Origin of the sequence: Ensifer sp. ENS11 (assembly GCF_014851895.1) — a bacterium.
Lineage (GTDB): Bacteria > Pseudomonadota > Alphaproteobacteria > Rhizobiales > Rhizobiaceae > Ensifer > Ensifer canadensis.
This window is the reverse complement of sequence record NZ_JACVAN010000002.1, coordinates 471,756-497,129: the sequence shown is the minus strand read 5'-3', so window position 1 is coordinate 497,129 and position 25,374 is coordinate 471,756. Positions and strand designations below refer to the sequence as shown.

The 25,374-nt window shown below is 61.8% G+C and carries 28 protein-coding genes; 15 read left to right on the top strand and 13 right to left on the bottom strand.

From position 1 onward, the window contains the following. The first annotated feature begins 61 nt into the window (after positions 1-61). Positions 62-1,858, top strand: a complete 1,797-nt coding sequence (locus tag IB264_RS06535) for a GGDEF domain-containing protein (protein WP_025426235.1) — start codon at positions 62-64, stop codon at positions 1,856-1,858. A gap of 52 nt (positions 1,859-1,910) precedes the next feature. Here IB264_RS06535 and betI read toward each other — a convergent pair whose 3' ends face one another. Further along, positions 1,911-2,501, bottom strand: coding sequence for a choline-responsive transcriptional repressor BetI (gene betI / locus IB264_RS06530; protein WP_025426236.1), 591 nt, complete (start codon positions 2,499-2,501; stop codon positions 1,911-1,913). A 104-nt stretch (positions 2,502-2,605) separates the two neighbouring features. Here betI and IB264_RS06525 point away from each other — a divergent pair, with 104 nt between their 5' ends. The 3 genes from IB264_RS06525 to IB264_RS06515 are packed head-to-tail and all read left to right on the top strand — an operon-like array spanning position 2,606 to position 5,441. Beyond that, positions 2,606-3,541, top strand: a complete 936-nt coding sequence (locus IB264_RS06525; RefSeq protein ID WP_025426237.1) for a choline ABC transporter substrate-binding protein — start codon at positions 2,606-2,608, stop codon at positions 3,539-3,541. 2 nt (positions 3,542-3,543) lie between these two features. Further along, a complete protein-coding gene (locus tag IB264_RS06520) occupies positions 3,544-4,398 on the top strand; it encodes an alpha/beta fold hydrolase (protein WP_244494606.1) in 855 nt (284 codons plus the stop codon). A gap of 32 nt (positions 4,399-4,430) precedes the next feature. After that, complete coding sequence (locus tag IB264_RS06515; RefSeq protein ID WP_025426239.1) at positions 4,431-5,441, top strand: NAD(P)H-quinone oxidoreductase; 1,011 nt, start codon at positions 4,431-4,433, stop codon at positions 5,439-5,441. 369 nt (positions 5,442-5,810) lie between these two features. On the opposite strand, the gene IB264_RS06510 is transcribed toward IB264_RS06515, so the two are convergent. Beyond that, a complete protein-coding gene (locus IB264_RS06510) occupies positions 5,811-6,548 on the bottom strand; it encodes a DUF3750 domain-containing protein (protein WP_025426240.1) in 738 nt (245 codons plus the stop codon). A gap of 72 nt (positions 6,549-6,620) precedes the next feature. Between IB264_RS06510 and IB264_RS06505 the strand changes: the two genes are divergently transcribed. Further along, entirely contained in the window at positions 6,621-7,628 is a 1,008-nt protein-coding gene (locus IB264_RS06505) for an asparaginase (RefSeq protein WP_025426241.1), read from the top strand. Between the two features lie 80 nt (positions 7,629-7,708). On the opposite strand, the gene IB264_RS06500 is transcribed toward IB264_RS06505, so the two are convergent. Next, entirely contained in the window at positions 7,709-8,461 is a 753-nt protein-coding gene (locus IB264_RS06500) for a DeoR/GlpR family DNA-binding transcription regulator (RefSeq protein ID WP_025426242.1), read from the bottom strand. Between the two features lie 92 nt (positions 8,462-8,553). Between IB264_RS06500 and IB264_RS06495 the strand changes: the two genes are divergently transcribed. Further along, positions 8,554-8,925, top strand: coding sequence for a hypothetical protein (locus IB264_RS06495; RefSeq protein WP_025426243.1), 372 nt, complete (start codon positions 8,554-8,556; stop codon positions 8,923-8,925). A gap of 109 nt (positions 8,926-9,034) precedes the next feature. Here IB264_RS06495 and IB264_RS06490 read toward each other — a convergent pair whose 3' ends face one another. Next, the gene (locus IB264_RS06490) at positions 9,035-9,766 is read right to left on the bottom strand and encodes a DUF4198 domain-containing protein (RefSeq protein ID WP_025426244.1); all 732 of its coding nucleotides are present in this window, start codon (positions 9,764-9,766) and stop codon (positions 9,035-9,037) included. Between the two features lie 138 nt (positions 9,767-9,904). Here IB264_RS06490 and IB264_RS06485 point away from each other — a divergent pair, with 138 nt between their 5' ends. Beyond that, positions 9,905-10,525 (top strand): glutathione S-transferase family protein, encoded by a 621-nt coding sequence (locus tag IB264_RS06485; protein WP_025426245.1) that lies wholly within the window; start codon positions 9,905-9,907, stop codon positions 10,523-10,525. A 9-nt stretch (positions 10,526-10,534) separates the two neighbouring features. On the opposite strand, the gene IB264_RS06480 is transcribed toward IB264_RS06485, so the two are convergent. Beyond that, positions 10,535-10,951, bottom strand: coding sequence for a hypothetical protein (locus IB264_RS06480; RefSeq protein ID WP_025426246.1), 417 nt, complete (start codon positions 10,949-10,951; stop codon positions 10,535-10,537). A gap of 125 nt (positions 10,952-11,076) precedes the next feature. Further along, on the bottom strand, positions 11,077-11,994 hold the full coding sequence (locus IB264_RS06475) for a bestrophin family protein (RefSeq protein ID WP_025426247.1): 918 nt from the start codon (positions 11,992-11,994) through the stop codon (positions 11,077-11,079). Between the two features lie 249 nt (positions 11,995-12,243). Between IB264_RS06475 and IB264_RS06470 the strand changes: the two genes are divergently transcribed. Continuing rightward, the gene (locus tag IB264_RS06470; RefSeq protein WP_025426248.1) at positions 12,244-12,822 is read left to right on the top strand and encodes a dihydrofolate reductase family protein; all 579 of its coding nucleotides are present in this window, start codon (positions 12,244-12,246) and stop codon (positions 12,820-12,822) included. 112 nt (positions 12,823-12,934) lie between these two features. Here IB264_RS06470 and IB264_RS06465 read toward each other — a convergent pair whose 3' ends face one another. Both IB264_RS06465 and IB264_RS06460 read right to left on the bottom strand, forming a co-directional pair. Further along, a complete protein-coding gene (locus IB264_RS06465) occupies positions 12,935-13,321 on the bottom strand; it encodes an MmcQ/YjbR family DNA-binding protein (protein ID WP_051509197.1) in 387 nt (128 codons plus the stop codon). Then, the gene (locus IB264_RS06460) at positions 13,318-13,521 is read right to left on the bottom strand and encodes a hypothetical protein (protein WP_057212448.1); all 204 of its coding nucleotides are present in this window, start codon (positions 13,519-13,521) and stop codon (positions 13,318-13,320) included. The genes IB264_RS06465 and IB264_RS06460 overlap by 4 nt, the downstream gene beginning before the upstream one ends. 90 nt (positions 13,522-13,611) lie before the next feature. Here IB264_RS06460 and IB264_RS06455 point away from each other — a divergent pair, with 90 nt between their 5' ends. Then, positions 13,612-14,553 (top strand): LysR substrate-binding domain-containing protein, encoded by a 942-nt coding sequence (locus IB264_RS06455; protein ID WP_025426250.1) that lies wholly within the window; start codon positions 13,612-13,614, stop codon positions 14,551-14,553. Positions 14,554-14,589: 36 nt separating this feature from the next. On the opposite strand, the gene IB264_RS06450 is transcribed toward IB264_RS06455, so the two are convergent. Continuing rightward, positions 14,590-15,249, bottom strand: a complete 660-nt coding sequence (locus IB264_RS06450; RefSeq protein WP_025426251.1) for a glutathione S-transferase family protein — start codon at positions 15,247-15,249, stop codon at positions 14,590-14,592. A gap of 221 nt (positions 15,250-15,470) precedes the next feature. On the opposite strand from IB264_RS06450, the gene IB264_RS06445 reads away from it, so the two are divergent. The 4 genes from IB264_RS06445 to IB264_RS06430 all read left to right on the top strand — a co-directional run bounded on the left by IB264_RS06445 (position 15,471) and on the right by IB264_RS06430 (position 20,831). Then, entirely contained in the window at positions 15,471-15,824 is a 354-nt protein-coding gene (locus IB264_RS06445; RefSeq protein ID WP_128090418.1) for a hypothetical protein, read from the top strand. A gap of 158 nt (positions 15,825-15,982) precedes the next feature. Then, positions 15,983-17,359, top strand: a complete 1,377-nt coding sequence (locus tag IB264_RS06440) for a PepSY domain-containing protein (protein ID WP_192433215.1) — start codon at positions 15,983-15,985, stop codon at positions 17,357-17,359. A 169-nt stretch (positions 17,360-17,528) separates the two neighbouring features. Then, a complete protein-coding gene (locus IB264_RS06435) occupies positions 17,529-19,862 on the top strand; it encodes an EAL domain-containing protein (RefSeq protein ID WP_025426254.1) in 2,334 nt (777 codons plus the stop codon). Positions 19,863-20,042: 180 nt separating this feature from the next. Then, positions 20,043-20,831, top strand: a complete 789-nt coding sequence (locus IB264_RS06430; protein ID WP_025426255.1) for a L,D-transpeptidase family protein — start codon at positions 20,043-20,045, stop codon at positions 20,829-20,831. Between the two features lie 141 nt (positions 20,832-20,972). Here IB264_RS06430 and IB264_RS06425 read toward each other — a convergent pair whose 3' ends face one another. After that, entirely contained in the window at positions 20,973-21,449 is a 477-nt protein-coding gene (locus tag IB264_RS06425) for a MarR family winged helix-turn-helix transcriptional regulator (protein WP_025426256.1), read from the bottom strand. A 117-nt stretch (positions 21,450-21,566) separates the two neighbouring features. Here IB264_RS06425 and IB264_RS06420 point away from each other — a divergent pair, with 117 nt between their 5' ends. Beyond that, positions 21,567-21,989, top strand: coding sequence for an organic hydroperoxide resistance protein (locus tag IB264_RS06420; protein ID WP_025426257.1), 423 nt, complete (start codon positions 21,567-21,569; stop codon positions 21,987-21,989). Between the two features lie 223 nt (positions 21,990-22,212). Here IB264_RS06420 and IB264_RS06415 read toward each other — a convergent pair whose 3' ends face one another. Together IB264_RS06415 and IB264_RS06410 are read right to left on the bottom strand one after the other, a co-directional pair. Next, the gene (locus IB264_RS06415) at positions 22,213-22,425 is read right to left on the bottom strand and encodes an alkylphosphonate utilization protein (protein WP_025426258.1); all 213 of its coding nucleotides are present in this window, start codon (positions 22,423-22,425) and stop codon (positions 22,213-22,215) included. A 201-nt stretch (positions 22,426-22,626) separates the two neighbouring features. Beyond that, on the bottom strand, positions 22,627-24,189 hold the full coding sequence (locus IB264_RS06410) for a helicase HerA-like C-terminal domain-containing protein (RefSeq protein WP_025426259.1): 1,563 nt from the start codon (positions 24,187-24,189) through the stop codon (positions 22,627-22,629). Positions 24,190-24,544: 355 nt separating this feature from the next. Here IB264_RS06410 and IB264_RS06405 point away from each other — a divergent pair, with 355 nt between their 5' ends. Then, a complete protein-coding gene (locus IB264_RS06405; RefSeq protein ID WP_025426260.1) occupies positions 24,545-24,937 on the top strand; it encodes a hypothetical protein in 393 nt (130 codons plus the stop codon). On the opposite strand, the gene IB264_RS06400 is transcribed toward IB264_RS06405, so the two are convergent. Then, complete coding sequence (locus IB264_RS06400) at positions 24,921-25,346, bottom strand: MBL fold metallo-hydrolase (RefSeq protein ID WP_128090419.1); 426 nt, start codon at positions 25,344-25,346, stop codon at positions 24,921-24,923. The genes IB264_RS06405 and IB264_RS06400 overlap by 17 nt on opposite strands. Between the last annotated feature and the right edge of the window lie 28 nt (positions 25,347-25,374).

Genomic DNA, 25,374 nt, shown 5'->3' with positions numbered 1-25,374 from the left:
GACTGTTGGTCGCCATCCTGCGGCCGTCCGATCGTCCGTTCTCAATCTTCTGGAGCCCGGCATGTCCGCCGCCCCCGCCGAAATTCTCTCGCTTCGCCGGTTCGGCGACGACCAGATCGTAACGCTTGCAAAGCTTGTGATCGAAAGCGCATTCCAGCCGATCGTCGAAGCGGCAACCGGTGCCGTGTTCGGCTACGAGTCACTGATGCGCGGCTTTCAAAAGCTGGGCTTTGCCTCGCCCTTGGAATTGCTCGACAAGGCGGAAGAGGCCGGCCAGTTGCTGGCGCTCGAGCATATGGTCAACAGTCGTGCCGTCGCAGGCTTCGCGACATTGCCGGAATTTTCCACCCGCACGCTGTTCCTGAATTTCGATTCCCGCCTGGTCGGCGGCGAAAACGCGATCGTCGAGCGCCTCGTCAATCACCTGAAGCGCGCCAACATCGCGCCGTCGTCCTTATGCTTCGAGCTGTCCGAACGTTTCGACAGCGGCAAGATGCCGGATTTCTCGGCGCTCGTGCGCGAACTGCGGCTGGCCGGATTCAAGCTGGCCATCGATGATTTCGGCGCCGGCTTCAATGGCCTCAAGCTGCTCTGCGATCAGCCCGTCGATTACGTGAAGATCGACCGGCATTTCATTTCCGGCATCGACGCCGATGCGCGCAAGCGCCACCTGGTGCGCCACACCGTCAACACCGCCCATGTGCTCGGCACCCGGGTCATCGCCGAAGGCGTCGAGACCGAGGCGGAGTTCCAGACCTGTCGCGATCTCGGCTGCGACCTCGTACAGGGCTATTTCATCGCCCGGCCGACGACGCACCTGAGCGAATTGCAGCCTGCCTATCCGCATTTGGCCTTGAATGGCGGCGGTCACCGCTCGTCGGCGACGCTCGACAGCATTCTGATCCGCAAGCAGATCGAACAGCTGCCGGCGGTGCGCGAAAGCGACGAACTCGAATCCGTGTTCGATCTGTTCCGGCTTAATCCCCGTCAGGCGTTCTTTCCGGTGCTCAACGCCAACGGCGAACCGCGCGGCATCCTGCACGAATATCACGTCAAGGAGATGATCTATCATCCCTTCGGCCGCGACCTGCTGAAGAACCGGCTCTACCAGCGCCGCATCTCGCATTTCGCAAGCCCGGCGCCGATCGCCGATCTCGATACGCCGGCCGACGAGATGCTGAAGATTTTCGCCGGCATGGACGGCAGCGATTGTGTGATCCTGACCGAGAATATGCGCTATGCAGGCATCCTGTCGGCATCGTCGCTGTTGAAGATCATCAACGAGAAGCAGTTGAAGACGGCGCAGGAGCAGAACCCCCTGACCGGATTGCCCGGCAATCGCGCCATCCGCGATTACGTTCAGGACGCGATCCTCGACGGCGATCAGCCGCGCTATTTCTGCTATTGCGACTTTGACGATTTCAAGCCGTTCAACGATACCTACGGTTTTCAGAAGGGCGATCTGGCGATTTCGCTTTTCGCCGCCCTGCTGCGGCGGCATTTCATTGGCGAAGAAAAGTTCCTCGGCCATGTCGGCGGCGACGATTTCTTCGTCGGCATCAGCGGTTGCACCGTCGATGAGCTGCAGGTCGTTCTTCACCGTCTACTCGACGATTTCGCCTCCGATGTCCGCCAGCTCTATCTACCGGAGCATCAGGCAGAGGGGCGTATCAGCGGTCATGGCCGCGATGGCACGGCCAAGGATTTTCCGCTGATGCGCTGTTCGATCGCCGTTCTCGGATTGCCGGAAGGTTTTGTGTTTTCGGACGGCCAAGCCGTCAGCGCCCGCATCGCCGAGATCAAGTCTCGTGCCAAGGCCAGCGCCAGCGGCCTCGTTCTGGAGGCGCTCGGCGTCTAACGCGTGGATGGGCAAACACGTTGCAGTCGGCAATGAGTGCCGCTGCGTCCATTTACGCCTGGGTTTTTGGCAGGCGATGGACCAGGTAGTCGCGCATCTGCGCAAGTGCCATGTCGCGTGTCAGCCCCCCTTCAGACTGCAGCCCGAGCCGCAGCCACAGCCCGTCGATCAACGATGTAATGGCAAGCGCCACATCTTCGCACTCGTTCGCAGGCAGGATGTGCGTCAGCGCCGACAGCAAGTTCGACCGCATCCTTGCGTGAATGATCTTCTGAATCCGCGCCAATTGCGGTTCGCGCGGCACTTCGGCGCAAAGCGATAGCCAGGCGTGGCAGACGGAAGGCTGGAAGAAGCGTTCCTCGAAATTGGCCTCAATGATCGCATCCATCCGCTCGAGCGGGGTACGTGCGCGATGCAGCCTCTCGACCACCGCTTCTTTCAAGGAAGCGTTCGCCTCGCGCATGGCATGCTCGAACAGTTCCTGCTTGCTGGCAAAATAATGCAGCACGATGCCCTTCGAGGCGCCGGCATGCGTCGCCACCTTTTCCAGGGTCGCCCCGGCCATTCCCTCTTTCTGCAGGACCTCAAAGGCCGCCCGCCGCAGCTCGCGGCGCCTGATCTCACTGATTTTCGTCAATCGCATGCGGTTTCTCCCAAGCGATTCTCACATTGACAATCTTTCCAGGAAGATCAATTGCTGACCCGTGGGTCAATTTGAAGTCCCGACGGACAATTGTGAGGATCGCGATGCTGCATTTGAAGAGCCTGATATTTGCCGCTGCTCTGTTGACGGCCACAAGTTCCGGCTTTGCCGGTGATCCGCAGGCATGCAAAAGCGTGCGGTTGGCGGAGCCCGGCTGGAATGACTTGGCCTTTACGACCGGCGTCGGGCTGAGCCTGCTGAAGGCGCTTGGATATGAGCCGGAAAGCAAGCTTCTCGGCATCGACGTCATCTATACGAGCCTGCGCAGCAAGGATCTCGACGTCTTTCTCGGCTACTGGGATCCGGCTATGGTCGCCTACTACAAGCCTTACCGGGAGGACGGTTCGGTCGAGACCGTGCGAACCAATCTTGAGGGGGCAAAATACACCTTTGCCGTTCCCGACTACGTCTGGGAAGCGGGCGTCAAGGATTTCTCGGATTTGAAACCCTTCTCCGACAAGTTCGAAAAGAAGATGTACGGCATCGAACCTGGCTCCAATCAACTGATGCTCGATGCCATCAAGGATCCAGATCTTGGTCTGGCAGACTGGGAAGTGGTCGAGTCGAGCGAGCAGGGCATGTTGTCCGAGGTGACGCGTCGGGTTCGTGACAAGGCCTTCATCGTATTCCAGGGCTGGGCGCCACATCCGATGAACACTGTATTTTCGATGAAGTACCTGACGGGTGGCGACAAGTTCTACGGTCCGAATTTTGGCGCGGCGACGGTGTCGACGCAGGTACGCAAGGGATACCTTCAGGAGTGCCCGAATGTCGCCCGCCTGTTGAACAATCTGGTTTTCGACGTCGATTTCGAGAACCGCGGCATGGGCTACCTGATGAATGACGGCCTGTCGCCCGATGAGGCAGGGGCTAAGTCGATCAAGGAAGAACCGCAGCGTCTGGAACCATGGCTCGCTGGCGTAACGACCTATGACGGGCAGCCGGGGCTGGCCGCGGTCAAAGCCGCGCTCGGTCTTTGATGGTGATCGATCAGCAGTCGTGGGCGGCCGCCAAGCGGCGAATAGAACTGCCCGGCGGCCAGCAGTTCACCTATGTCGATCACGGGCAGGGGCCGGTTCTCCTTCTCTTGCACGGCTACTCCGATACCAGCCGCAGTTTTTCCCTGATCGCGCCATCCTTAGGCGGATATCGCCTGATCATTCCAGATCTCGGCGGACACGGCGGTTCGATGCCCAGGGAAGGGATGTCGATTGCCGAACTCGCCCACGATGTCGATTGTCTGGCCGATCGCCTGGCCATTCACCAGTTTGTGCTTGTTGGTCATTCCATGGGAGCGATGATTGCTGTCGATATTGCCGCGCGCCGCCGGGAGGCGGTGCGTGCATTGATCCTGCTCTCGGGAAGCCTCAAGCCGGACTTTGGTCCGGGGACGGAGGTCGCCCGGGCGATACGCGGGCTCAAAGACCCGCTTGGTCCCGACGATGCCTTCTTCGACCGCTGGCATGCCTGCAGTCGGTCGGTCGACACGGCGTTCCTAAGGCATCTGCGCCGCGAAGCCGCAGCGATGCCGATGACGACTTGGCGAACGCTCCTTGATGCGCTCGCGGTGACGGATCTCAAATCGCGCGCGACTCATGTCAGAGCGCCGGTGCTGTGCATCGCCGGAGCACAGGATCCTCTTTTTGACATCGGGCATCGGCAGGTTCTTGCCGAGACCTTCGCCTCCGTGCGCTCCATCACGCTCGACGGCCATGGCCACAACCCGCATTGGGAGAGTCCTGCCGATGTCGCAGCGCTGATCCTCTCGTTTCTCGGCGATGAGGTCGGCCAACCCGGATCGACATCGGGCCTTTCCGCGACGCATGGGCGGCGCTAGGTATGACGCTTGAGAGTCCTTGAGGTAGAGCCATGTCCCTTCCAGTTGAAATGACCTTCGTTGATCTTCCGTCCCCGGGCGGGGCGGAAAATATGGTGCTGTCGAAGGGACCATTGCCGACGCTCAAGCCGGGCGACATTCTGGTGCGCGTCGAAGCGGCAGGCATCAACCGGCCTGATGTGCTCCAGCGCAAGGGCGACTATCCGCCGCCGCCCGGGGCGAGCCCCATTCTCGGGCTGGAGGTTGCCGGTGAAGTGGTGGCTCTCGGCGAGGGCGCGCAGGGTTTTTCGATCGGCGACAAGGTCTGCGCCCTGGCGAACGGCGGTGGTTACGCCGAGTATGCGGCCGTGCCGGCGACGCAGGCGCTTTCCTGGCCGAAAGGGTATGACGCGGTGAAAGCGGCAGCCTTGCCGGAAACTTTCTTCACTGTCTGGGCCAATGTCTTCGGCATGGCCGAGCTGAAAGCGGGGGAAACCATCCTCGTCCACGGCGGATCGAGCGGTATCGGCACGACGGCAATCCAGCTGGCAAAAGCATTGGGCGCCGAGGTCTTCGCCACCGCCGGCAATACTGAGAAGTGCCGGGCCTGCGAGGCGCTCGGCGCGAAACGGGCGATCAACTATCGCGACGAAGATTTCAAGTCGGTCGTGCTGGAGGAAACCGGCGGTCGCGGCGTAGACGTCATCCTCGACATGGTCGGCGGCCGCTATTTCGACCGCAATATTGGTACGCTTGCCAAGGATGGCCGGCTCTCGATCATCGCCTTTCTCGGCGGCGCCAAGGTCGAGGCCGCCAACATCGCCCCGATCCTGTCAAAGCGGCTGCATGTCATGGGTTCGGCGCTCCGCCCGCGAACGGCGGCAGAGAAACAGGCGATCCGCGACGGCCTGCTGGCAACCGCCTGGCCATTGCTCGAAGCGGGCAGCGTCGCACCGGTCATCCACGCGGTGCTGCCATTCGAACAGGTGGCGGACGGACACCGGATGATGGAAGAGGGCGACCACATCGGCAAGATCGTCATGACCATGCGAACCTCGTCATGACCGCGCGAAGTTCGTCGTGACCATGCGAAACGCATCATAACCTAGCTTGAGTTACGACCTTCGTCGGCCTTGCAATCCCGGGAAATTCACCTACCTTGAAATTATCGCTAACGAACAGAAAGGAAGGTGATCCAATGTCTAATGAGATTTCGGTCGTCGTGACAGGCATGGGAGAGGTGAACACGTCGAGGCGAACTTCGGCCTGATTCCCGCCTTCCTTCGGGTCCTAAGCCCGGGCCAGCCACTTGGCCAAAACTCATGGAAGGGTCGCCTCGCGCGGCCCTTTTCCATTTCTAGCCCGCCATGCAATTTCCCATCCCGATCTTCAGATGCATTCTGCGCCGGCGTGCGCGTGCGCCTGCGATGTCGTCAAATACCGAAACGCCCGACCGCCGGGATCTTGATGCCCGGTTTGGCAATGTCGAAACCGGCGACGAGGCCGAAGAAATGCAGCTCCAGGCCGCTGCGCACCCCCGCCGAAATGCCTGCGAGGCCATAGAGCGTCGCATGCAGGTCGCGGCTATCGGCGTCGATCTGGAACAGTTTCCCCTCCGGCAGGTAGTCGCGCCCGACAGCATCTGGCGGCAACACCGCATTGAGTTCGGGGACCGAGCGCAGCACATGGGCAACGAAGGTGTTTGAGTTCGGCCCCGGCCAGATCCGGTAGCCGCCGGCCGATGAATAGGGGTAGGCAGCGATTGCCGCTTCGATCTTCGGGATCAGCCTGCTCGCCTCGACGCCGCTGGCGGTCGCAACCAATCGCGGCTCGTTCGAATACCAACGGGCGTCCGCCTGATAGGCGTTCCTGCGGATCGGCTTGCCCCAGCCGACCTTGTCGTAGCGATTATAGGCCTGGGCGCCCTGTTGCTTGGTGACGATCCAGGCGTGGCTGGCGACCGCTCCCTTCATGCCGCCCGTCGTGGCGGAGAAGATATAGACCGCCGCATCCGGGCTTTGCGCCGGCTTCGGCAGGATGCCCGCCGAAGACCAATCGGCATGGCGCCAACTCTGCGGTCGCTCCTTCATATACCACCATCCGGCCGACGCTAGAGCCGGCAGAAGGTAGATGACCAGAAAGACGGCGACGAGCCTGCGGATGAATTTCATGAAAGCGCCGGTTTCCTGTTGTCCGATTCCTGCTAAATGCATGCACTAATCTAGGAAATTTGAGGGCAAGACATGTCGAATCCCGTTCTCGTCGAAGTCACGCGCGGCAATCTGGTCGAAAGCCGTCACCGCGGCCTGGTCATCGCTGTCGATAGCGAAGGCCGTACGGTCTTTTCGCTGGGCGATACCGAGAGCGGCGTGTTCCCGCGATCGGCCTGCAAGGCAATGCAGGCGCTGCCGTTGATGGAAAGCGGCGCTGCTGACGCTTACGGCTTCGGCAACAAGGAACTGGCGCTCGCCTGCTCCTCGCATTCGGGCGAGCCGGAGCATGTCGCGCTTGCCACGAAGATGCTGGCTGCTGCCGGCCGCGACGTGTCGGCGCTCGAATGCGGCGCCCACTGGTCGTCTGACCAGAAGACGCTGATCGGCCAGGCGCGCTCGATGGAGGCGCCGAGCGCGCTTCACAACAATTGCTCCGGCAAGCATTCCGGCTTCATCTGCGCCTGCTGCCATTCAGGCACTGAAGTGAAGGGCTATGTCGGCTATGATCACCCGCTGCAGCAGGAAATCCGTGGCGCCATGGAAAACCTCACCGGCGCGATCCTCGGCCGCGACAATTGCGGCGTTGACGGCTGCTCGATCCCGACCTATGCGGTGCCGCTGAAGGGGCTGGCGCACGGTTTTGCCAAAATGGCGACTGGCGTCGGTCTCGCGCCCGAACGCGCGCGCGCATCGAAGCGGCTGATCGAAGCCTGCATGGCCGAGCCTTTCTACGTCGCCGGCACGAAGCGCGGCTGCACGCGGCTGATGGAAACGGCACCGGGCCGGATCTTCGCGAAAACCGGCGCCGAAGGTGTGTTCTGCGCGGCGATCCCGGAAAAGGGCATCGCCATCGCCGTCAAATGCGGGGATGGTGCCACCCGTGCTGCCGAGGCGATGGTCACCGCTACGCTTGCTCGCTTCTTTCGGGGCGAGCCTGACGTGCACGCGGCACTGATGGCGCAGGCCAACCACACCATGAAGAACTGGAACGGCATCCCGGTCGGTGACGTCAGGGTGACGGACGCCTTCGCCGCCTGATGTCGATCGGAATGACGCGCGCGCAGGAATCCCGGCCGCGCGTTGTTGCACACGCCCCGTAGCGACCAGTACTCCGCGTCTCACGCCGACAGAAGCGCCATGCCCTTGTCGCGATAGGGGCCGAGAGCATCATCGTTCATATCTTCCGGCACGATCAGGCCGGCAATGTCTTCGGCGTTGGCGACGTGGTGCGGCGAAGCGGCATCGAACTTTTCGGCTGTCGCGATGACGAAGGTGTCGGCGGCTTGGCCAAGAATGGCGCGCTTGACGGCGGCCTCCTCGTAATCGCCGGTCGAAAACCCATGAACCGGATGGATCGCGGTGACGCCCAGGAAAAAGATGTCGACACGGATAGCGGTAATGGCCGCCAGGGCGGCCGCACCCGTTGCCACCATGGAGTGCTTGTAAAGCCTGCCGCCGATAAGGATCACATCCGCCTCATGTCTCTCCAGCTCCGCCGCAATGGTCGGGCTGTGCGTGATGATCGTCAGCCGCATCTCGCGCGGAAGCGCTCTGGCGATTTCGGCGTTGCTTGTGCCGCCATCGAGAAAGATCGTTTGCCTCGGTGCGACGAGCCCGGCTGCCTTGCGTCCGAGCCGGCGTTTGACGTTGCCAGCAATTTCCTGGCGTGTGGCAAAGTCCGGTAGGGCAGGTGTCAGCGGCAGCGCACCGCCATGCACCCGCTTCAGCAGCCCTTCGGCCGCCATTTCCCGGAGGTCACGGCGGATCGTATCTTCGGAAAGTTGCAATTCATCCGCCAGGCGCTTGGCGACGATCTCGCCATCGCGGCTTAGCCGCGCCGAGATCAACGCTCGTCTCTGTGTGGTCAGCATCATTTCGCTCCTTGACTCTTCACGATATTACACGAAATATCATGAATATTCCAGAGTTATCTGGGTGTATCGTGCAAAGTAAGGAAAAAATCATGTTGATCTTGATTGCGGGTCCCTATCGCTCGGGTACGGGCGACGATCCGGCCAAGATGGCGGAAAATTTGAAGCGTCTGGAGGAACCGTCCTATGCCCTCTTCAGGGCGGGCCATGTGCCTGTTATCGGGGAGTGGGTGGCGCTGCCGGTCTGGCATGCCGCCGGCGGCGCCAGCATCGGTGACGACCTCTACGAGGAGATCTTTCATCCCGTCGCCGGGCGCCTGCTGGCGCTTTGCGATGCCGTGCTGCGTCTGCCGGGCGACAGCAAGGGGGCGGACAATGATGTCCGCATTGCCCGGGAGCGCGGCATTCCGGTCTATTACAACCTCGAAGATGTGCCCGGCTGCAGCGAAGCGCAGGTCGCCTGAGCGACAGCAGCCCCGGCGGGTATAGCTCGCCGGGGCTGCGGATTGGTGCCGGGCATGCCGCGACGCGTGCCTTGTCGCACTTGCGCCGGCTACCCGGAAAGGCGTGGACTTATTCGTGCACGTGCGGCTCGGCGACGAAGGTCAGCGTTGCCGTCAGCCCCTTCTTGTCGGCGGCGGTATCCGCTTCGAGCGGAATTGCGTGGCTGACGGCGAGAATGTTGACGCCGGCATTGCGCAACGTCACTTCGGTTTCGCCCTTCGCGTCCGTTTTTTCGGAGACGAGCTCCGGAAGTCCGGCGTAGTCGACGGTGATTTCCTTGCCTTCGAGCGGCTTTCCATCAAGCAGCAGGCGGACGCGAAATTTTTCGCCGGGCTTCAGCCCGATCGGATTGTCGAGCGGCACGATCTGCAGTGGCTGGGCCGGGAAGGCCGGCATGTCGCCATGCACATGCACAAGCGCGATACTGTATTTCACCGAGTGGCTCGCCTGTTTGGCGCCTGGTACCTCGCTCTTCGGCTTGTTCACCCATTTGCCGTCAGCACCCTGGCTCCAGTAGCCGTTGTCGAATTCGAGCGCGAGCAGGGCCGGTTCGCCGTCGAGCTTCAGCAGGGCATGGGTGCCGGCCGGCTCGATGGTGACCGGCAATGCCGTGCCATCCTCGCCGAGGGCAGAAACGGATTTCACCTTGGCCGGATCATAGGCTTCGTCGGCGGGGCCGTGGCCGTAGATCACCGCAAGGTCGCCCCAGCGCTCGCCGATCCAGGCGCCATGCGCAAATGCCGGCGTGGCTGCGGTGGCCAGCAGACCGGCGGCAAGCAGGGAGGAAATCAAGGTCTTCATGAGTGACTCCGAAAATATGTTATAACGTTACGTTCACGTTGTATTGAAGTCATGTTCGGCTTGTCAACCGAGGAGACTTCATTTCTTCTGCGGCCCGAAGGCGGCGCCAGGGTCGCCTTGATTAGCAAGGAGAGTAACGTGCTGAAATTGTTCTACACCCCGGGAACCTGCTCGCTGGCCTCGCACATCGCGCTGGAAGAGACTGGCATCGATTACACGGCCGCGCCGGTCGATTTTTCCAAGGCGGAACAGACCAAGCCCGACTATCTCGCGATCAACCCGAAGGGGCGTGTCCCCGCGCTCGTCACCGATCGCGGCACAATTACCGAGACCCCGGCGATCCTCACCTACATTGCCCAAAGCGCTCCGCAAGCGAAGCTGGCACCGCTCGACGATGCCTTCGAGTTTGCACGGATCCAATCCTTCCTGAGCTATCTCTGCTCGACCGTGCATGTCGCCCATGCCCACGGCCGGCGTGGCTCGCGCTGGGCCGACGACCCGGCGGCGCATGAGGCGATGAGGGCCAAGGTTGCTTCGAATATGACGGATTGTTTCGAGCTGATCGAAACCAGGATGCTCGCCGGTCCCTTCGTCACCGGCGACACCTACTCGATCGCCGACCCCTACCTGTTCACGATCGCTGGCTGGCTCGAGCCGGATGGCGTCGACCCGACACGCTTCCCGAAGATTTTGGACCACCGCAACCGCATGACGCAGCGGCCGGCAGTCGCCCGGGTTCTCGCGGTTCTGAAGGGTTAAGGATCGGGGCTAACGGCCAGCGAGTCTCTCGGGCAGGTCGAGCGGGGGTTCGTCTGCCCAGGCGACGAATTCCCCGTAGCTGATCTGATCGTCGATAATGGCGCGGACGAACAGGCGGCAATAGGCTGCCGGAATCTCTGCCAGCCGCACGTCAAAATGGGACCCCAGCTTCGCCAGGTCGACATTGGCGATCCGGCCTTCGGCAATTCGCTTTTCCATCCCAAGCCTGCACCCGGTCACTGCACGGGAAAAGGCGTGGCGTTCTTCGCGAAGAGCACGTTTCCTCTGCTGCCATTCCTCGACCGTAAGGTTGTCAGCGCTGGAGGCACGGCCGAATTCGGCCACCCTGAAGTTCATCACAAGCATGAGAACAACGACAAGGCCGAGGCTTACGATGAGTTCGTTCAATGCCTTGCTGAGCCGCATTCGAAACCTTCGCTTTCAGGACACCCTGCATAGCAAATAGAAAACAAAGCTGGAAGCTGCAATGAGTTATCATGGCTATCCTGGCGTGTGTTGCCACAAGCCTGCGGTCCTTGGAAATCTGTCGGCTACATCAACATGTAATCCTTCGGTTGCGGCAATTCGGGCAGGTCGGTTTCTCCAAGCGCCTCGCGCAGATTGATCTCGATCGTATCGGCAAGCGCCACGATCGGCAGGTCGTTCGGCAGCGTGCCGAACGGCTCCTCCAGTTCATCGCCAAGCGCGTCGAGACCGAAGAAGGTGTAGGCGACGAGTGCCGTTACGAACGGCGTCGCCCACCCGAGCGCATCGGCAAATCCGAAGGGCAGGAGGAAGCAGAAGAGATAGGCGGTGCGGTGCAGAAGCAACGTGTAGCCGAAGGGAACCGGCGTGTTGCGGATGCGCTCGCAGGCGGCAAGCACGGCCGACATGCGTCCGACCGTGCCGTCCAGCATCATGTACTGAATGTCGCTGATCCTCTCAGTGGCACGCAGGCTGGCAAGCAGGCCGCCGATCTCGCGCAGCAGCAGGTCCGGGGCATTGCGGCTTGCCTTGTAGGTAGGCAGGAGATCCGCTGGCAGCCTCCGCAACGCCTTGTCGGGCTTGCTGCCCGGCCGCAGGTGGCAGACCAGCGTCTGCGCAAAGATGATCACCAGATTGAGCAAACGTGCCCGCGCGCCGTCCGCGTCACCTGCTTCGAGGATCAGTGTCTGGCGGGCAAAGTCACGCGAGACGAAAATCAGCTGCCCCCAATCCTTGCGGGCCTCCCACCAGCGGTCGTAGCAGGCATTGTTGCGAAAGCCGAGAAACACCGAAAGGGCGATGCCCAAAAGCGCGAACGGTCCGCTGTTGACGCTCGGCACCATCGTCGGGAAGGCCTGGTGCGACCAGACGACGCCGGCTGACAGGGCAAAGACGAACAGCACCTGCGGGAAGATCCGCTGGATGACCGAGCCGCGCAGAATGAAGAAGAGCTTGGGGAGGCTGGGGCGGTCGCGAACGATCATCGACGGGTACCTGTGCGGCAAGGATTTAGCATCGGTACAGGCGGGACACGAAAATTGGAAGAGCGCGCGATGTTGTCAGCGCCCGCATCCGTGCCTTGCCATGACCAGCAATGTAAATTGGCGATCTTCCCGCTGCCGTCCTTTTCGCCGCCTGCACCGCGGCACCAGTCTCCAACGATATTTCAGGCACCCTGTCGGCACGCGGGCGTCCCGCTCGTCCTTGATGAGAGCATCGAAGAGGAGACGAAAATGCGCAAGGTTGTTGCCGGCATGCAAATGTCCATCGATGGCAAGATCGATGGTCCCGATGGCTATGCCGATTGGGTCGAGTCCTGGTCGGATACCTTTGATCTCTTGCCCGAAATCGATGCCTGCGTGCTCGGAAGCGGCATGTATTCGGGCTACGAACAATATTGGAGCGCGATCAAGGCCGACCCGCACAGCCCGCTCGAATTGAGCGGAAACCTGCCGACACCAGAGGAAATCGAATACGCCGACTTCGCCCTGAACACGCCGCATTATGTGCTGTCCAACACGCTCGACGGCGTGCGCTGGGCGAACACGACGGTGCTGCGCGACGCAGCGGATGTTGACGCTTTGCGGCAACGGTCGGGCAAGACCATCTATGTGGTCGGTGGCGCGCAGACGGTTTCCGGCCTGCTCGACAGGGGCGTGATCGATGAGTTGCGCCTGACGATCCATCCGCTGGTGGTGGGGGAGGGCAAGGCGCTGTTTGCAACGATCGCGCAACGGCATCGCCTGCAGCTCAACGAGGCGAAGTCGCGCCCGGACGGCACTGTCAGCCTCGTTTATGCCGTCGGCGATTGAGCGATCCGGCTGGCTTGGGTTCAAAGGCAGGGAGCTAACGGCGTGGCATAGCAGGTATTTGTCGGGTAACGGCCCGGTGATCCGCCAGGCCCACGCGACGAGGAATGTCGAGTTAGGCCGGAAAGTCGGCTGACAGTTTCCGCGGCGCCTTCTCGCGCCAGGCGGCGATCAGCCTCTGTGTCAGGCTCGCGTCGTCGATCGCTCCAAGACGCACCAGCATCGCCGGCCATCCCTTGTAGTGATCGGTTTCGAAGAAGAGTGACGGATCGAGTTCCAGCAGCATTTCTTTTTCTTCGAGCGCGCACATGACCACCAGGGTGTCGGCGTCCTTCATGCGCGCAAAGCTCTTGCCTTTTACCAAGAGAGCGGGCGTGCCATAGGAGGTGCCGAGCGACACCTCCGGCAGGCCAGAGGCTTCGGCCAGCGTCACGACGCGGGCAAAAGGACCGTCGAGGTCTTCGCTCGGGCGGCCATTATGCGCGGCCGGAGGGTGGCTCATCGCCTGGCCGCCGAGGCGCAATCGCAATTGCCGGTCCGCGGCCAGGGCCAGCCCGGGAAGGGCAGGTCGCCGAGTTCGCGCCCGTCCATTCGTTCGAGATCGGGATGTTGCAATGGGTCGCGTGCCCAGGAGAGCGAGGCGTCCTGTCGGGTGTCGGTAAGAGATCGGGTCGGTTTCAACAGGGAGAAAATCTTCAGCATGGCGGGCCATCCTTTCGATGCTTCAGAGCATCTGCCTGTTTGACCACGATTTCAATTGAGATTGCCAAAGGGTAGGTTTAGAAAAACTATATGAAAGAATTGAATGCTATTCACCTGAACGGCTTGCGTGCGGTCGAGGCGGCCGGTCGCCTTGGCTCGCTGGCAGCAGCAGCCGAGGAATTGGGGGTGACCCCCGGCGCGGTCAGCCAGCAGATCGCCAAATCCGAGGCGCAGCTCGGCCGCATCCTGTTCGAGCGCACATCGCGTGGGCTGGTGGCCACGGATTTCGGCCGGCTGTTCCTGGCGCGGCTGAGCAATGCTTTCGGCGAGTTGGCTGAGGCGGTTGCCTCGGCGCGGCGGCGGGACGAATCGGTGCTGACAATCTCGGTCGCGCCGGTCTTTGCCGCGCGCTGGCTGGTCTACCGGCTCAATCGTTTCGCCGAGCGCCATCCTGATATCAGGCTGCGCATCGACGCGACGACCAGGCTCGTTAATCTCGATACATCGGATGTCGATGTCGGAATTCGTGTTGGTGAGGGTCGCTGGCCGGGGGTCAAATCGGAGCTGTTGCTGGAGCAGGAGGTTTTCCCGGTCTGCTCGCCGGCGATGGCTGAAAACCTGCGCGAGCCTGCAGATATTCTAAAGATGCCGGCGGTTATCGACGGCCATTCGATGTTTACCTGGGAGGTCTGGCTGCGCGAGGTCGGGCTTTCCGGTGCCGAATTGGGCGTGCGCCATACCTTCAACGAGGCATCGCTCGTGCTCGATGCCGCGATTGCCGGCCAAGGCGTGATGCTCGCCTGGCAGACGCTTGCCGGTTTCGCCGTGACCGAGGGCAGTCTCGTCGTTCCCTACGGTATCCGCGCGCGTACCGGCTACGGCCACTACTTCGTCAGCTCGCCCTCAAGGCGGGAGAGCAAGGCCACCACGGCGTTCAAACGTTGGGTGCGCGACGAGGTCGAAGAGGGCATGCGACTGCTCGACCTCAAGGCGCCACGCACCCGTTTCAAGCCACCGTCTGCGAGTGACTAATGTCGCTTCGCCGGCGTGGCGTTCGATGGCAGAAGCCTATTCGGCTTCCTTTGACCGAACCTCCATCATCGCCTTGAAAGCCGGACGAGACTGGCAGCGCGCCAGCCACGCCTTGACCTTGGGATGCCCGTCGAACAGTTCCGTCTGGCTCATGGCGTAGCGGAACACTTCCGCGAGGTTGAGGTCGGCGACGGTGAAGCGGTCGCCGACGATATGGTCCCGGCCATCGAGATGGCTTTCGAGATAGGCAAAGGCCTTGCCCAATGCGGTGACAGCCGCGCTGACCTTGGCTTTGCCCTCATCGGTGTTCTCGGTGCCGGCATCGTAGGTGAGAATGATGCGAACGGCGTGCGGCTCGACTTCGGTGGCCGCCCACATCGTCCAATTGCCGATCAGTCCTTCTTCCCGGACGTCGATGGGCGCAAGCGGCCCGCCATATTTGCGGGCGAGGTAGAGATTGTTGGCAAGCGATTCCGTCAGCACAAGGCCATCGTCGTCGATCGCCGGGATCAAGCCCATCGGATTGACGGCGAGAAACTCCGCCGACTTGGTGTTAACAGGCGCATCGTCCGCCAGCGGATCGGCCAGCCTATAGGCCTGCTTAACAGGTACGGATTTGAAGGGAATGCCGAGTTCTCCCGCCATCCAGTAATTGCGCGATGCGCGCGAGCGATAGACGCCATAGATCGTCAGCATGTCCGGTCTCCTCCTGTCATTTGCATACCCTTGTCATAGGCAATCGCGGACCGCGCAAGAAGCGGCGGGCGTTGATATCTCGCATGAAATCTTTTGCTGAACGACCGGTGCGGCGGTAAGGCCGCTTGTCTTTCAGACCTTCGCACACTAGCAATCCCAGCATCGATATGGGGGCTTGATTGGCGCGACCGCGGCGAGAGTGGATGAGGATGGACGCGGCAGTGCGCATTTTCTGCGCGCTGGTGTTCATCGTTTCCGCCCTGGTGCAACTGCCAGCGGGCGCCGCCATGCGGGCTGCACCGGATATGGCAGCCTATGTTCTGCCCGACGGCTCGCTTCCCGACCTCTGCCTGGCCGGCCATGACGATCCGGATGGCAAGGGCGGCACGAAAGCGCATGCATGCCAGTCCTGCTGTCTCGCCGCGCCGGTGCTTCTGCCCACGCCTCAGGCGTTTCACGCCAAGACCGCGCCTACGTTCCTGGCGCTCTCTTCGCCAGCAGCCAAGCTTTTGCTCGCTCGTCCGGTGCTGCTGGCTGGCTCCGGGCCTCGCGCGCCCCCACCGTTTTCCGCCTGATCTGCCTCTGAAGGGTTGAGTGCCAGCACGCGCACTGTCGACGAGGGGTTCTCGGTCGACGCGTTCGCTCCAGCGGCTGGCGCAACCACCACATCCAGACTTCAAGCAAGGGTAAGCCGCCAGCTGGTCATCGCTGGGCTTTTCCCGGGGGGACACCCATGACGACTGCATCTCTTTCCGGCGCCGCGCGACTGCCCGATGTCGCCGAGCGCGGCATTTCGCTCTACCGCGCGATCTGGCGCTGGCACTTCTTCGCCGGCCTTCTGGTCATTCCATTCATGATCAGCCTTGCCGTGACCGGCGGGCTCTATCTCTTCAACGACGAGATCGACGACACGTTCTTTGCCTATCGCAATATCGTTGCGGTGGGGGAGACGCCGCTGCCGCCCTCGGCGATCGTCGCCAACGCCGTCGAGGCGGTGCCGGGCAGCACGGCAGTTGCCTATCGCACGCCGGCCGGTGCCGATCGGTCGGCACGCGTGACGGTGGGCGTAGGCGCAGGGCGCCTGATGGTCTATGTCGATCCCTATACTGCCGGCATACTCGACATGGTCGCCCCGAGCGACGAGTTCAACCAGGTGGTCGAAGACCTGCACAGCCTCGACTTTTTCGGCAAACGTGTCGAAACGATCATCGAGATTGTCGCGGGTTTTGCGCTGCTGCTCGTCGTCACCGGCATTTATCTCTGGTGGCCACGGCAGCAGACCGGCGGTGTGATCACCGTCCGCGGCACACCGGGGCGACGGGTGTTCTGGCGCGACATGCATGCGGTCACGGGCATCGCCTCGGCGCTGCTCATCGTCTTTCTCGCCTTTTCCGGTCTGCTCTGGTCCGGTTACTGGGGCTCGACCGTCAACGGCAAGCTGACGGCGGCTGGTCTGGGCTACCCGGCCGAGCTCTGGGACGATGTCCCGACCTCGACGAAGGTGTCGACCGACGTGCTCTCCAAGGCCGGCTGGCTGGTGGAGAACGCGCCGGTCCCGATGTCGGCGGCCGGCGGCGGCTCAGTCCCGTCCATCGGGCTCGACAGGGCCGTCGCGATTGCCGACAAGGCCGGCATGCTGCCTGGCTATGAACTGGCCATTCCCGCCGACGAGACCGGTGTCTACACCGCGGCGATTTTTCCCGCCGATCTCTCCCGCGAACGCACGATGCACATCGATCAATATTCCGGCGAGCCGCTGGTCGACATCGCCTTTGGCCAGTACCCGCCACTCGGCAAGGCGATCGAATGGAGCATCAACGTTCACAAGGGCCAGGAATGGGGGCTGTTCAACCAGCTGCTGATGCTTGCGACCTGCCTGGCGATCATATTCGTGTCGGTTTCGGCGGTTGTGATGTGGTGGAAACGGCGCCCGGCCGGGCGCATCGGCGTGCCGCCGATGCCGCCGCGGCGTAGTATCTATGCCGGATTGTGGTTGCTGGCGCTACTGTTCGGGCTGGCCTTTCCGCTGACCGGCATTGCGATCATCGTAATGATCGTTGCGGACCAGGCACTGATGCTGGTTCCGCCATTGCGCAGGGTTCTGTCCTGATTTGGCATGGGGCGGCTCGCGCCGCCCCATCTTTCCGGCTATATTGAGCACCGAAATGCAACCTCTGCACGATTTTCCTTGTCTTATTTAGGGACGGCTAACCTTTGGCCGCCTATCGTTGGTTGGGGAAGTCAGACCGATCTCGACATTGTGCTTCCGGAGGCCTTGCTTGGCGAAGAACACGTCCCGCAATCCGCGTTATGCGGCCCTCAATGTGGGCGGCAACGAGGATACGCGCTGCCTGATCGATGCGAGCAATCGTCTGGCCGATGAGATGAGCCGGATATTTCCTTCCGACCCTGACATTGCCGACCGGCATTACTGGTTGGAAACGATCATCAACCACGTGCCCGACTATATCTATGCCAAGGATACCGAGGGCCGGTTCCTCATCGCCAACCAGGTCACTATCGAAGACAACGGACTGGAATCGCTTCGCGACATCATCGGCAAGACCGATTTCGACCTGCATCCGCCACATCTGGCCGAGATCATCGCCACTGTCGAGCGCCGGGTGATCGAGACGGGAGAGCCGATCTTCGGCATCGAAGAGCGTGCGATGGTGACCAAGGGTCGCGATCGCTGGCTGATGACGTCCAAGGTGCCGTTGCGCAACAAGCGCGGCAAGATCGTCGGCATCGTCGGCGTGTCACGCGATATCTCCGACCGCAAGGCGGCAGAACGTTTGCTGGAGGGCCAGGCGCATCTTCTGGAGATGATCGCCAACGGCCGGCCGCTCGAAGAATTTTTCCGCGAACTGATCCTGCTGATCGAGGCGCTGGTGCCGCGGATCCGCGGCTCGATCCTGCTGCTATCGGCCGATGGCCGTCACCTGCTGCATGGTGCCGCGCCGAGCCTGGACGAAACCTATTGTGGCCTGATCCATGGTCTCGAGATCGGCCCGAAAGCGGGCTCCTGCGGCACGGCCGCCTGGCGCGGCGAGCAGGTGATCGTTGCGGATATTCATAGCGACCCGCTCTGGGAGGATTGCAAGGAGGTCGTCACGCCCTACGGCTTCCATGCCTGCTGGTCGACACCGATCCATTCTCGCGATCGGAAGGTGCTCGGCACCTTTGCCCTCTATTCGGAAACCGTGTGCGTTCCCGACGAACCCCAGAAGGAGCTGATCGCCATGGCAGCCCATCTGGCGGGCATCGCGATCGAGCGCAAGCAGGCCGAAGACCGCATCAGCTTCATGGCTCACCACGATGCGTTGACCGGTTTGCCGAACCGGGCGCTGTTCGAAGAGCAGGTCGCCGAAGCCCTGGAAGCGTTGCGCGGAACGAGGCAATGGGCGGTCCTCGCCTTCCTCGATCTCGACAACTTCAAGCTCGTCAACGACACGCTGGGTCATGCGGCGGGTGACGAGTTGCTCAAGGTGACCGCCACGCGCATGCGCGCATCGGTGCGCAAATCCGATATGGTCGTGCGCGTCGGTGGCGATGAATTCATCCTTCTTCTGAACGGCCTGCCCTGCGAGCGCGATGTCGTGCTCGCACGCCTTGAGGATATTCGGGCGGCTATTGCTGCGCCCATGCAGATCAACGGCCGCAGCCTGCAGATATCCTGCAGCATGGGCGTTGCCTGTTTCCCCAACCAGGGCAAGACGGTCGGCGAGCTGCTCGCCAATGCCGACATGGCGATGTACCGCGCCAAGGAGCTCGGCCGCAACAATCTGCAGGTTTTCACCGAGGAGATGGCCGACAAGGCCCACGAAAAGCTGTTGAAGCAGGCGGAGTTGCGCCAGGCGATCGCGGGGCAAGAATTCCTGCTGCATTTCCAGCCGCAAGTGAATATCGAGAGCGGCCGGGTCTTTGCCGCCGAAGCGCTGCTTCGCTGGCGGCATCCCGAGCGTGGCATGATTTCGCCGGGCGATTTCATTCCGCTGGCCGAAGAGACCGGACTGATCGTGCCGATCGGCGATTGGGTGCTGCGCGCCGCCTGCCGTCAGTGCAAGGCGTGGCACGAGGCCGGGCTGCCGTTGCTGATCGTCAGCGTCAACGTTTCCGCACGCCAGTTCCGCGAGCGAAACTGGGCGGCGCATGTCGCCGCCGTTCTCGCCGAGACCGGGCTGGAGCCGCGGTTTCTCGAGCTGGAATTGACCGAGAGCCTGATCATGCAGGACGTGCCGGGCGCATTGGCGACCATGCACGAACTGAAGGCGATCGGCGTGCATCTGGCGATCGACGATTTCGGCACGGGATATTCGAGCCTTAGCGCATTGAAGCGGTTTCCCGTCCGTCGCCTGAAGATCGACCGATCCTTCGTCGAGGATATCCCTGGTGATGTCGACGACAGGGCCATCACCGCGGCGATCATATCGCTCGCACAAAATCTCGGGCTGCGGGTGATCGCCGAAGGGGTCGAAACCCAGGCGCAGGTGGAGTTCCTGCGCCATAGCGGTTGCGACGAGATCCAGGGCTATTTTTTCAGCCGCCCGCTTGCATCAGCGGATTTTGAGGCGCTGTTGCGCCAGCCCGGCTTGAACGCCGACGGCATTTGAGCCACGCCGGCGTAACGCCGAAAAAGCTGTCGGAAACGTGATCCGACGTTTACCGACACAAGCCTCGTTCCAGCCGTAGATGCCAGCATTCTTAAATTGGGCGGGTCTGCGCGAATCGTTTCATTAATCAATTTCGTGCAGCACTCCAGTTCGTCGCGCACTCAAGCCTTTCAGAGTTCGATGTCCTCTTCAGTTATTTTCTCCCGTCGCCAGTTTCTCCGCACGTCCGGTATTGCGCTCGCCTCCGCGGGCCTTGCGAGCTGCACGTCTTCGATGAACACCGATCGCTTCCGCCAGGAAACTGCGCCGATCTTTCGCAATCCTGCTCTTGAAGGGCGTTGGGTCGATCCGCGTGCCGAGGTCATTCTGGAAGGCCCTGCCTATGGAGGTCCGTTGCCGACGGGCCTGCCGCCGCAGAGCGCCTATTTCGGCGATATCTATGCCGCTGTCGACGATGGCGGCAATCAGATCCCGGCCGTGCCTTATCGCCAGATCGATGCACGCTTCTATCGCCAGGAGGTCAGCGATCCCTTCGGCGAGCGTCCGGGCACGATCGTCGTCGATACCGGTGACAGGTTCCTCTATCTGATCCAGCCGGGTGGCAGCGCATTGCGCTACGGAGTTGGTCTCGGTCGCGAGGGCTTTGCCTGGTCGGGCCGCGGCGTCATCCAGTGGAAGAAGAAGTGGCCACGCTGGACGCCGCCCGATTCGATGATCGCGCGCCAGCCGAAGCTGGCAAAGTATTCCGCCAGCAATGGCGGCATGGCACCTGGTATCGACAACCCGCTGGGCGCCCGCGCGCTCTACATCTTCCAGAACGGGCAGGACACGCTCTACCGCGTGCATGGCTCGCCCGAATGGCAGTCGATCGGCAAGGCCGTTTCGTCGGGTTGCGTGCGCATGCTCAATCAGGATGTCATAGATCTCTATGACCGCGTGCGAGGCAAGGCGCCGATCCTCGTCGTCTGAGCTGCGCTTACAGCGCCGCAGGTTGGATCAGTCCGGGCGTTCGACCTGCGCGCCCGGTTTCTGTGCTGCGCAAGATCGGCGCGACAGCCACGATCCCGGCACGTTTCTCAAGTTTTGAAATTTCGACGTTGCCGCCCGCGATCAGACTTCGCTCTCGCCGGAGGAGAGCCGTCGCGTCAGCTGATGTAGGGTTTCCCTGATTTCACGGGCTTCCTCCAGGCTGCAGCCCGACGCCTTGCCGATATCAGCGAGAATGCCGAAAGCCTCCGTCTTGAGGTCATGACCCTTCTCCGTCAGGCTGACGATCACCTGCCGTTCGTCGCCGGGATCGCGTTGCCGACCGACATAACCTGCCGCCTCTAGCCGTTTCAGCAGCGGGGACAACGTTCCCGAATCGAGCCCGATCTCTTCGCCGATACGCTTGACCGTCATTCCGTCCTGTTGCCAGAGCGCCAGCAGCACGAGATATTGCGGATAGGTGAGGCCAAAACGATCGAGGAGCGGCTTGTACGCGCGGTTGAAGGCATGCGCAGCGGAATAGACGGCGAAACAGAGCTGTTTACCGAGCGTCAGCGCTTCGTCCGGGAGCGTGTCGAATTGTGCCGCTTTGATCGTCATCTCAGCATTGTCGCAAATTTGGGCCGAAAATGCAATTTGCAAAATTAATTTGCGCACAATTTAATTTTGCAGTATGTAATTCTCATTCGACAACGAAACGCAAAGGAGACCCCGCCAATGCCCATTCTCTATCGTACCACTGCATCCGCAACCGGTGGCCGCGCCGGCCAGGCCAAGAGCGCCGATGGCGTTCTCGACGTTACGTTGACCGTGCCGAAGGAACTTGGCGGCGACGGCGCCCGCGGCACCAATCCCGAACAGCTCTTCGCTGCCGGCTATTCCGCCTGCTTCCTCGGCGCGCTCAAATTCGTCGCCGGCAAGGAGAAGGTAAAGCTTCCGGAAGACACCACCGTGACGGGCACGGTTGGCATCGGCCCGCGCGAAGACGGCACCGGCTTCGGCATCGACGCTGCACTCGAAATCACTTCGCCGGGCGTCGACAAGGCGGTTCTCGAAGATCTCGTCCAGAAGGCGCATATCGTTTGCCCCTACAGCCATGCGACCAAGGGCAATATCGACGTCACGCTGACGGTCGCCTAGAGCCTTTGCAGGAAAGTGCGAAGCGGTTTTCCGTCAGGAAATGCTTGGAAACAAAGAGGCCGAGCGTTTGCGGCTTCGTTTAAACCGGAAACGCTCTAAGCCTCTCGTTTCGCTAATAAACAATAAAGCCCGGCTCCCGCCGGGCTTTATTGTTTGTCTGCTCAGCTTCGCGCGTCATTGACGGCGAGGGCGCGCTACCCGTTTCCTGCCGCGCGCAGCAGCATCAGGCCTTCTTCAGGAATTCGGTGCGCAGCACGAGGCCCTTGATCTTCTCGACCCGGCACTCGACTTCGTCAGGATTGTCGGTGAGGCGAATGCCCTTGACCACCGTGCCGCGCTTCAGCGTCGTCGAGGTGCCCTTGACCTTCAGGTCCTTGATCAGGGTGACGTTGTCGCCGTCGTTGAGGATGGCGCCGTTCGAGTCTTTCACGTCCATGGGATGTCCTTTCAAGATGCAGGCACGCCCTGATCCGGCGGATCAGGGCGTGCAGAGATGGTCTATTCTATCGCCGCGGCGGACAGCGTCCGCGCCGTTGCGCTGCGGCGCTTCCGCTTTAGAGGAGCCGGGGAAACGCCCTCGCTCCTGCCTTTCCGTATCTCCTGACGGAAAACCGCTTCGCACTTTCCTGGAAATACTCTAGCGCCTGCTCAGGCTGCCAAGGATGCCGCGAACCAATGCGCGGCCAACCTGGGTTGCAACGGTGCGGGCAACCGATTTCATCGCCGCTTCCACCACGGTTTCGCGTTGATATCCGGAGGAGCGCGGACGGGCCTGCTTTCCGGCCGGGGCCGCAGACTCGTCGTCGCCGAAGCCCGGAAGCGTCCAGCGGCCACCGCCGGTATCGGCTTCCACCGGCGCCTGCTCGGCTTGCTGCTGCGCTTCCGCCACCTTCTTGGCGCGCGCCGTCAGCATTTCATAGGCCGAATCTCGGTCGAAATCTTCGTCGTACTGGCCACGGACGGGGCTGACATCCATGACCTTCTGCCGCTCTTCCGCCGTCAGCGGGCCGACACGCGATTGCGGCGGGCGCACCAGCGTGCGCTCCACCATCGACGGCGCGCCCCTGCCTTCGAGCGTCGAGACCAGCGCCTCGCCGGTGCCGAGATTGGTGATGACGGTGGCGCAGTCGAACTCCGGGTTCGGGCGGAAGGTGTCGGCGGCGGTCTTCACCGCCTTCTGGTCGCGCGGCGTATAGGCGCGCAGCGCATGCTGGACGCGGTTGCCAAGCTGGCCGAGGATCGTTTCCGGCACGTCGAGCGGGTTCTGCGTCACGAAATAGACGCCGACGCCCTTGGAGCGGATGAGGCGGACGACCTGTTCGACCCGCTCGGTCAGCACCTTCGGCGCATCGTTGAACAGCAGATGCGCCTCGTCGAAGAAGAACACCAGCTTCGGCTTCTCGGGATCGCCGACCTCAGGCAGCTCCTCGAACAGCTCGGACAAAAGCCACAGCAGGAAGGTCGCGTAGAGGCGCGGGTTCATCATCAGCTTGTCGGCGGCAAGCACCGAGATCGCGCCGCGCCCGTCATTGGTCGTGCGCATGATGTCGGTGATCTTCAGTGCCGGCTCGCCGAAGAAATGTTCGGCGCCCTGCTGTTCCAGGATTAGCAGTTCGCGCTGGATCGAGCCGACGGAGGCCTTGGAGATGAAGCCGAACTGGTTGGAAAGCTGGGTGGCGTTCTCGCCCATGTAGTTGAGCAGCGCCTGCAGATCCTTCAGATCGAGCAGCGGCAGGCCGCCCTGGTCGGCGATCTTGAAGGCGATGTTGAGCACGCCTTCCTGAGCGTCCGTCGCATTCATCAGCCTCGACAGGAGGAGTGGACCCATTTCCGACATGGTGGTGCGGACGCGGTGGCCCTTTTCCCCGTAGAGATCCCAGAAAATGACCGGGAATTCCTGGAACTCGTAGGGGTTGGTCGGCAGGCCGATCTGTTCGGCGCGCTTGAGGATGAAGTCTTTGGCCTCGCCGATCGCACCGATGCCCGAGAGGTCGCCCTTGACGTCGGCGCAGAACACCGGAACGCCGGCGTTGGAAAATCCTTCGGCGAGGATCTGCAGGGTAATGGTCTTGCCGGTGCCGGTGGCGCCGGTGATGAGCCCGTGGCGGTTGCCGAATTTCAGCTCGAGATATTCGCCTTTGTTGATCGTATCATCCGGCTTGCGGCTGGCGCCGATAAAGAGCTTGCCTTCTTCCACCATGTGGGCTTCATCTCCGTTTCATCAATGAAAGCGGGCGGTTCGCGGCATGTCTGCCGGGCCCGTCATCGAAATGTGGCTCGTTCCTGTTATAGGCGGTGCTGCTCCACCCGGCAACAAGGTGATTGCGGCGCGCAACCCGAAACCAGCGGAGCTGGTGGCGGCCGATCGGTCGCATTGCCAAGCGGTCACGACCGTGAAACGATTGCCCCGAGCCGCGGAATTGCGCCGCTACGCGATGCGCGGAGAGCTGCTTGAAAGCTGGTGGATTGCCCGGCATTCCATCCATCGTCGCTTGTTATTTCGGAAGCGATCATTTACCTTGACGTCAACGTCAAAATTCAACGAGGAGTTATCCATGAATGAACTGGTCACGCGCGTAGCGGAGAATGTCGGCCTAGAGCCTGCGACGGCTGAAAAGGCTGTCGGCATGATCCTCGGCTTCCTGCAGCGCGAAGCGGCTGACGGTCCGGTCGCCCAGATGATCGAATCGATCCCGGGCGCAACCGACCTGATCGCACAGTACAACGGCGAAGGCACGGGCGGCGGCGGTCTGCTCGACGGCCTGATGTCGGCGATCGGCGGCGGCGGTGTCATGGCGCTCGGCCAGCAGCTGATGAGCCAGGGCCTCGGCATGGGCGAGATCACCTCGCTCGCCAAGGAAACCATTGCTTTCGCCAAGGAAAAGGCTGGCGCCGATGTCGTCGACGAAGTTGTCGCCTCGGTCCCGGGCCTCAGCCAGTTCGTCTGATCTCTTTCGGCTCTGCTTGAAGAAAACCCACCGGCGCCAGCGCCGGTGGGTTTTTTGTTGTCTTGGTGTCGTACCCTCGATCGACGATAGAGCGTTTCGGGTTTGGACGAAGTCGCAGAAACGCTCTATCTCTTTGTTTTTTACGGATTTCCTGACGGAAAATCGCTTCGCACTTTTCCTGGAAATGCTCTAACCATCGGCACCGTGCTTCAGCCGCCGCGTCATCGCATCGATCTGGCGTTCCGTTTCCCGTACCTCGGTCTGATGAAGCGGCAGTCCCTTTGCCAGGCTCGGCACGACGCTGGCCATCGTCCCAGAGAAAGCAGGCCGAGCCCGCCGTATGCCCAGGTGTGGGGATCACTTCAAAATCCGCGGAAGGCAGTTCGCGATCAGCAAAACCACCGGCCATTCGGCAATGTGCCCGGATCTGCCGGCGT

Excerpts from the sequence above, each read along its gene's own strand:
- IB264_RS06535 (WP_025426235.1), top strand. The coding sequence starts at position 62 with ATGTCCGCCGCCCCCGCCGAAATTCTCTCGCTTCGCCGGTTCGGCGAC.
- betI (WP_025426236.1), bottom strand. The coding sequence starts at position 2,501 with ATGCGATTGACGAAAATCAGTGAGATCAGGCGCCGCGAGCTGCGGCGG.
- IB264_RS06525 (WP_025426237.1), top strand. The coding sequence starts at position 2,606 with ATGCTGCATTTGAAGAGCCTGATATTTGCCGCTGCTCTGTTGACGGCC.
- IB264_RS06515 (WP_025426239.1), top strand. The coding sequence starts at position 4,431 with ATGTCCCTTCCAGTTGAAATGACCTTCGTTGATCTTCCGTCCCCGGGC.
- IB264_RS06510 (WP_025426240.1), bottom strand. The coding sequence starts at position 6,548 with ATGAAATTCATCCGCAGGCTCGTCGCCGTCTTTCTGGTCATCTACCTT.
- IB264_RS06505 (WP_025426241.1), top strand. The coding sequence starts at position 6,621 with ATGTCGAATCCCGTTCTCGTCGAAGTCACGCGCGGCAATCTGGTCGAA.
- IB264_RS06500 (WP_025426242.1), bottom strand. The coding sequence starts at position 8,461 with ATGCTGACCACACAGAGACGAGCGTTGATCTCGGCGCGGCTAAGCCGC.
- IB264_RS06495 (WP_025426243.1), top strand. The coding sequence starts at position 8,554 with ATGTTGATCTTGATTGCGGGTCCCTATCGCTCGGGTACGGGCGACGAT.
- IB264_RS06490 (WP_025426244.1), bottom strand. The coding sequence starts at position 9,766 with ATGAAGACCTTGATTTCCTCCCTGCTTGCCGCCGGTCTGCTGGCCACC.
- IB264_RS06480 (WP_025426246.1), bottom strand. The coding sequence starts at position 10,951 with ATGCGGCTCAGCAAGGCATTGAACGAACTCATCGTAAGCCTCGGCCTT.
- IB264_RS06475 (WP_025426247.1), bottom strand. The coding sequence starts at position 11,994 with ATGATCGTTCGCGACCGCCCCAGCCTCCCCAAGCTCTTCTTCATTCTG.
- IB264_RS06470 (WP_025426248.1), top strand. The coding sequence starts at position 12,244 with ATGCGCAAGGTTGTTGCCGGCATGCAAATGTCCATCGATGGCAAGATC.
- IB264_RS06465 (WP_051509197.1), bottom strand. The coding sequence starts at position 13,321 with ATGAGCCACCCTCCGGCCGCGCATAATGGCCGCCCGAGCGAAGACCTC.
- IB264_RS06460 (WP_057212448.1), bottom strand. The coding sequence starts at position 13,521 with ATGCTGAAGATTTTCTCCCTGTTGAAACCGACCCGATCTCTTACCGAC.
- IB264_RS06455 (WP_025426250.1), top strand. The coding sequence starts at position 13,612 with ATGAAAGAATTGAATGCTATTCACCTGAACGGCTTGCGTGCGGTCGAG.
- IB264_RS06450 (WP_025426251.1), bottom strand. The coding sequence starts at position 15,249 with ATGCTGACGATCTATGGCGTCTATCGCTCGCGCGCATCGCGCAATTAC.
- IB264_RS06440 (WP_192433215.1), top strand. The coding sequence starts at position 15,983 with ATGACGACTGCATCTCTTTCCGGCGCCGCGCGACTGCCCGATGTCGCC.
- IB264_RS06430 (WP_025426255.1), top strand. The coding sequence starts at position 20,043 with ATGTCCTCTTCAGTTATTTTCTCCCGTCGCCAGTTTCTCCGCACGTCC.
- IB264_RS06425 (WP_025426256.1), bottom strand. The coding sequence starts at position 21,449 with ATGACGATCAAAGCGGCACAATTCGACACGCTCCCGGACGAAGCGCTG.
- IB264_RS06420 (WP_025426257.1), top strand. The coding sequence starts at position 21,567 with ATGCCCATTCTCTATCGTACCACTGCATCCGCAACCGGTGGCCGCGCC.
- IB264_RS06415 (WP_025426258.1), bottom strand. The coding sequence starts at position 22,425 with ATGGACGTGAAAGACTCGAACGGCGCCATCCTCAACGACGGCGACAAC.
- IB264_RS06410 (WP_025426259.1), bottom strand. The coding sequence starts at position 24,189 with ATGGTGGAAGAAGGCAAGCTCTTTATCGGCGCCAGCCGCAAGCCGGAT.
- IB264_RS06405 (WP_025426260.1), top strand. The coding sequence starts at position 24,545 with ATGAATGAACTGGTCACGCGCGTAGCGGAGAATGTCGGCCTAGAGCCT.
- IB264_RS06400 (WP_128090419.1), bottom strand. The coding sequence starts at position 25,346 with ATGGCCGGTGGTTTTGCTGATCGCGAACTGCCTTCCGCGGATTTTGAA.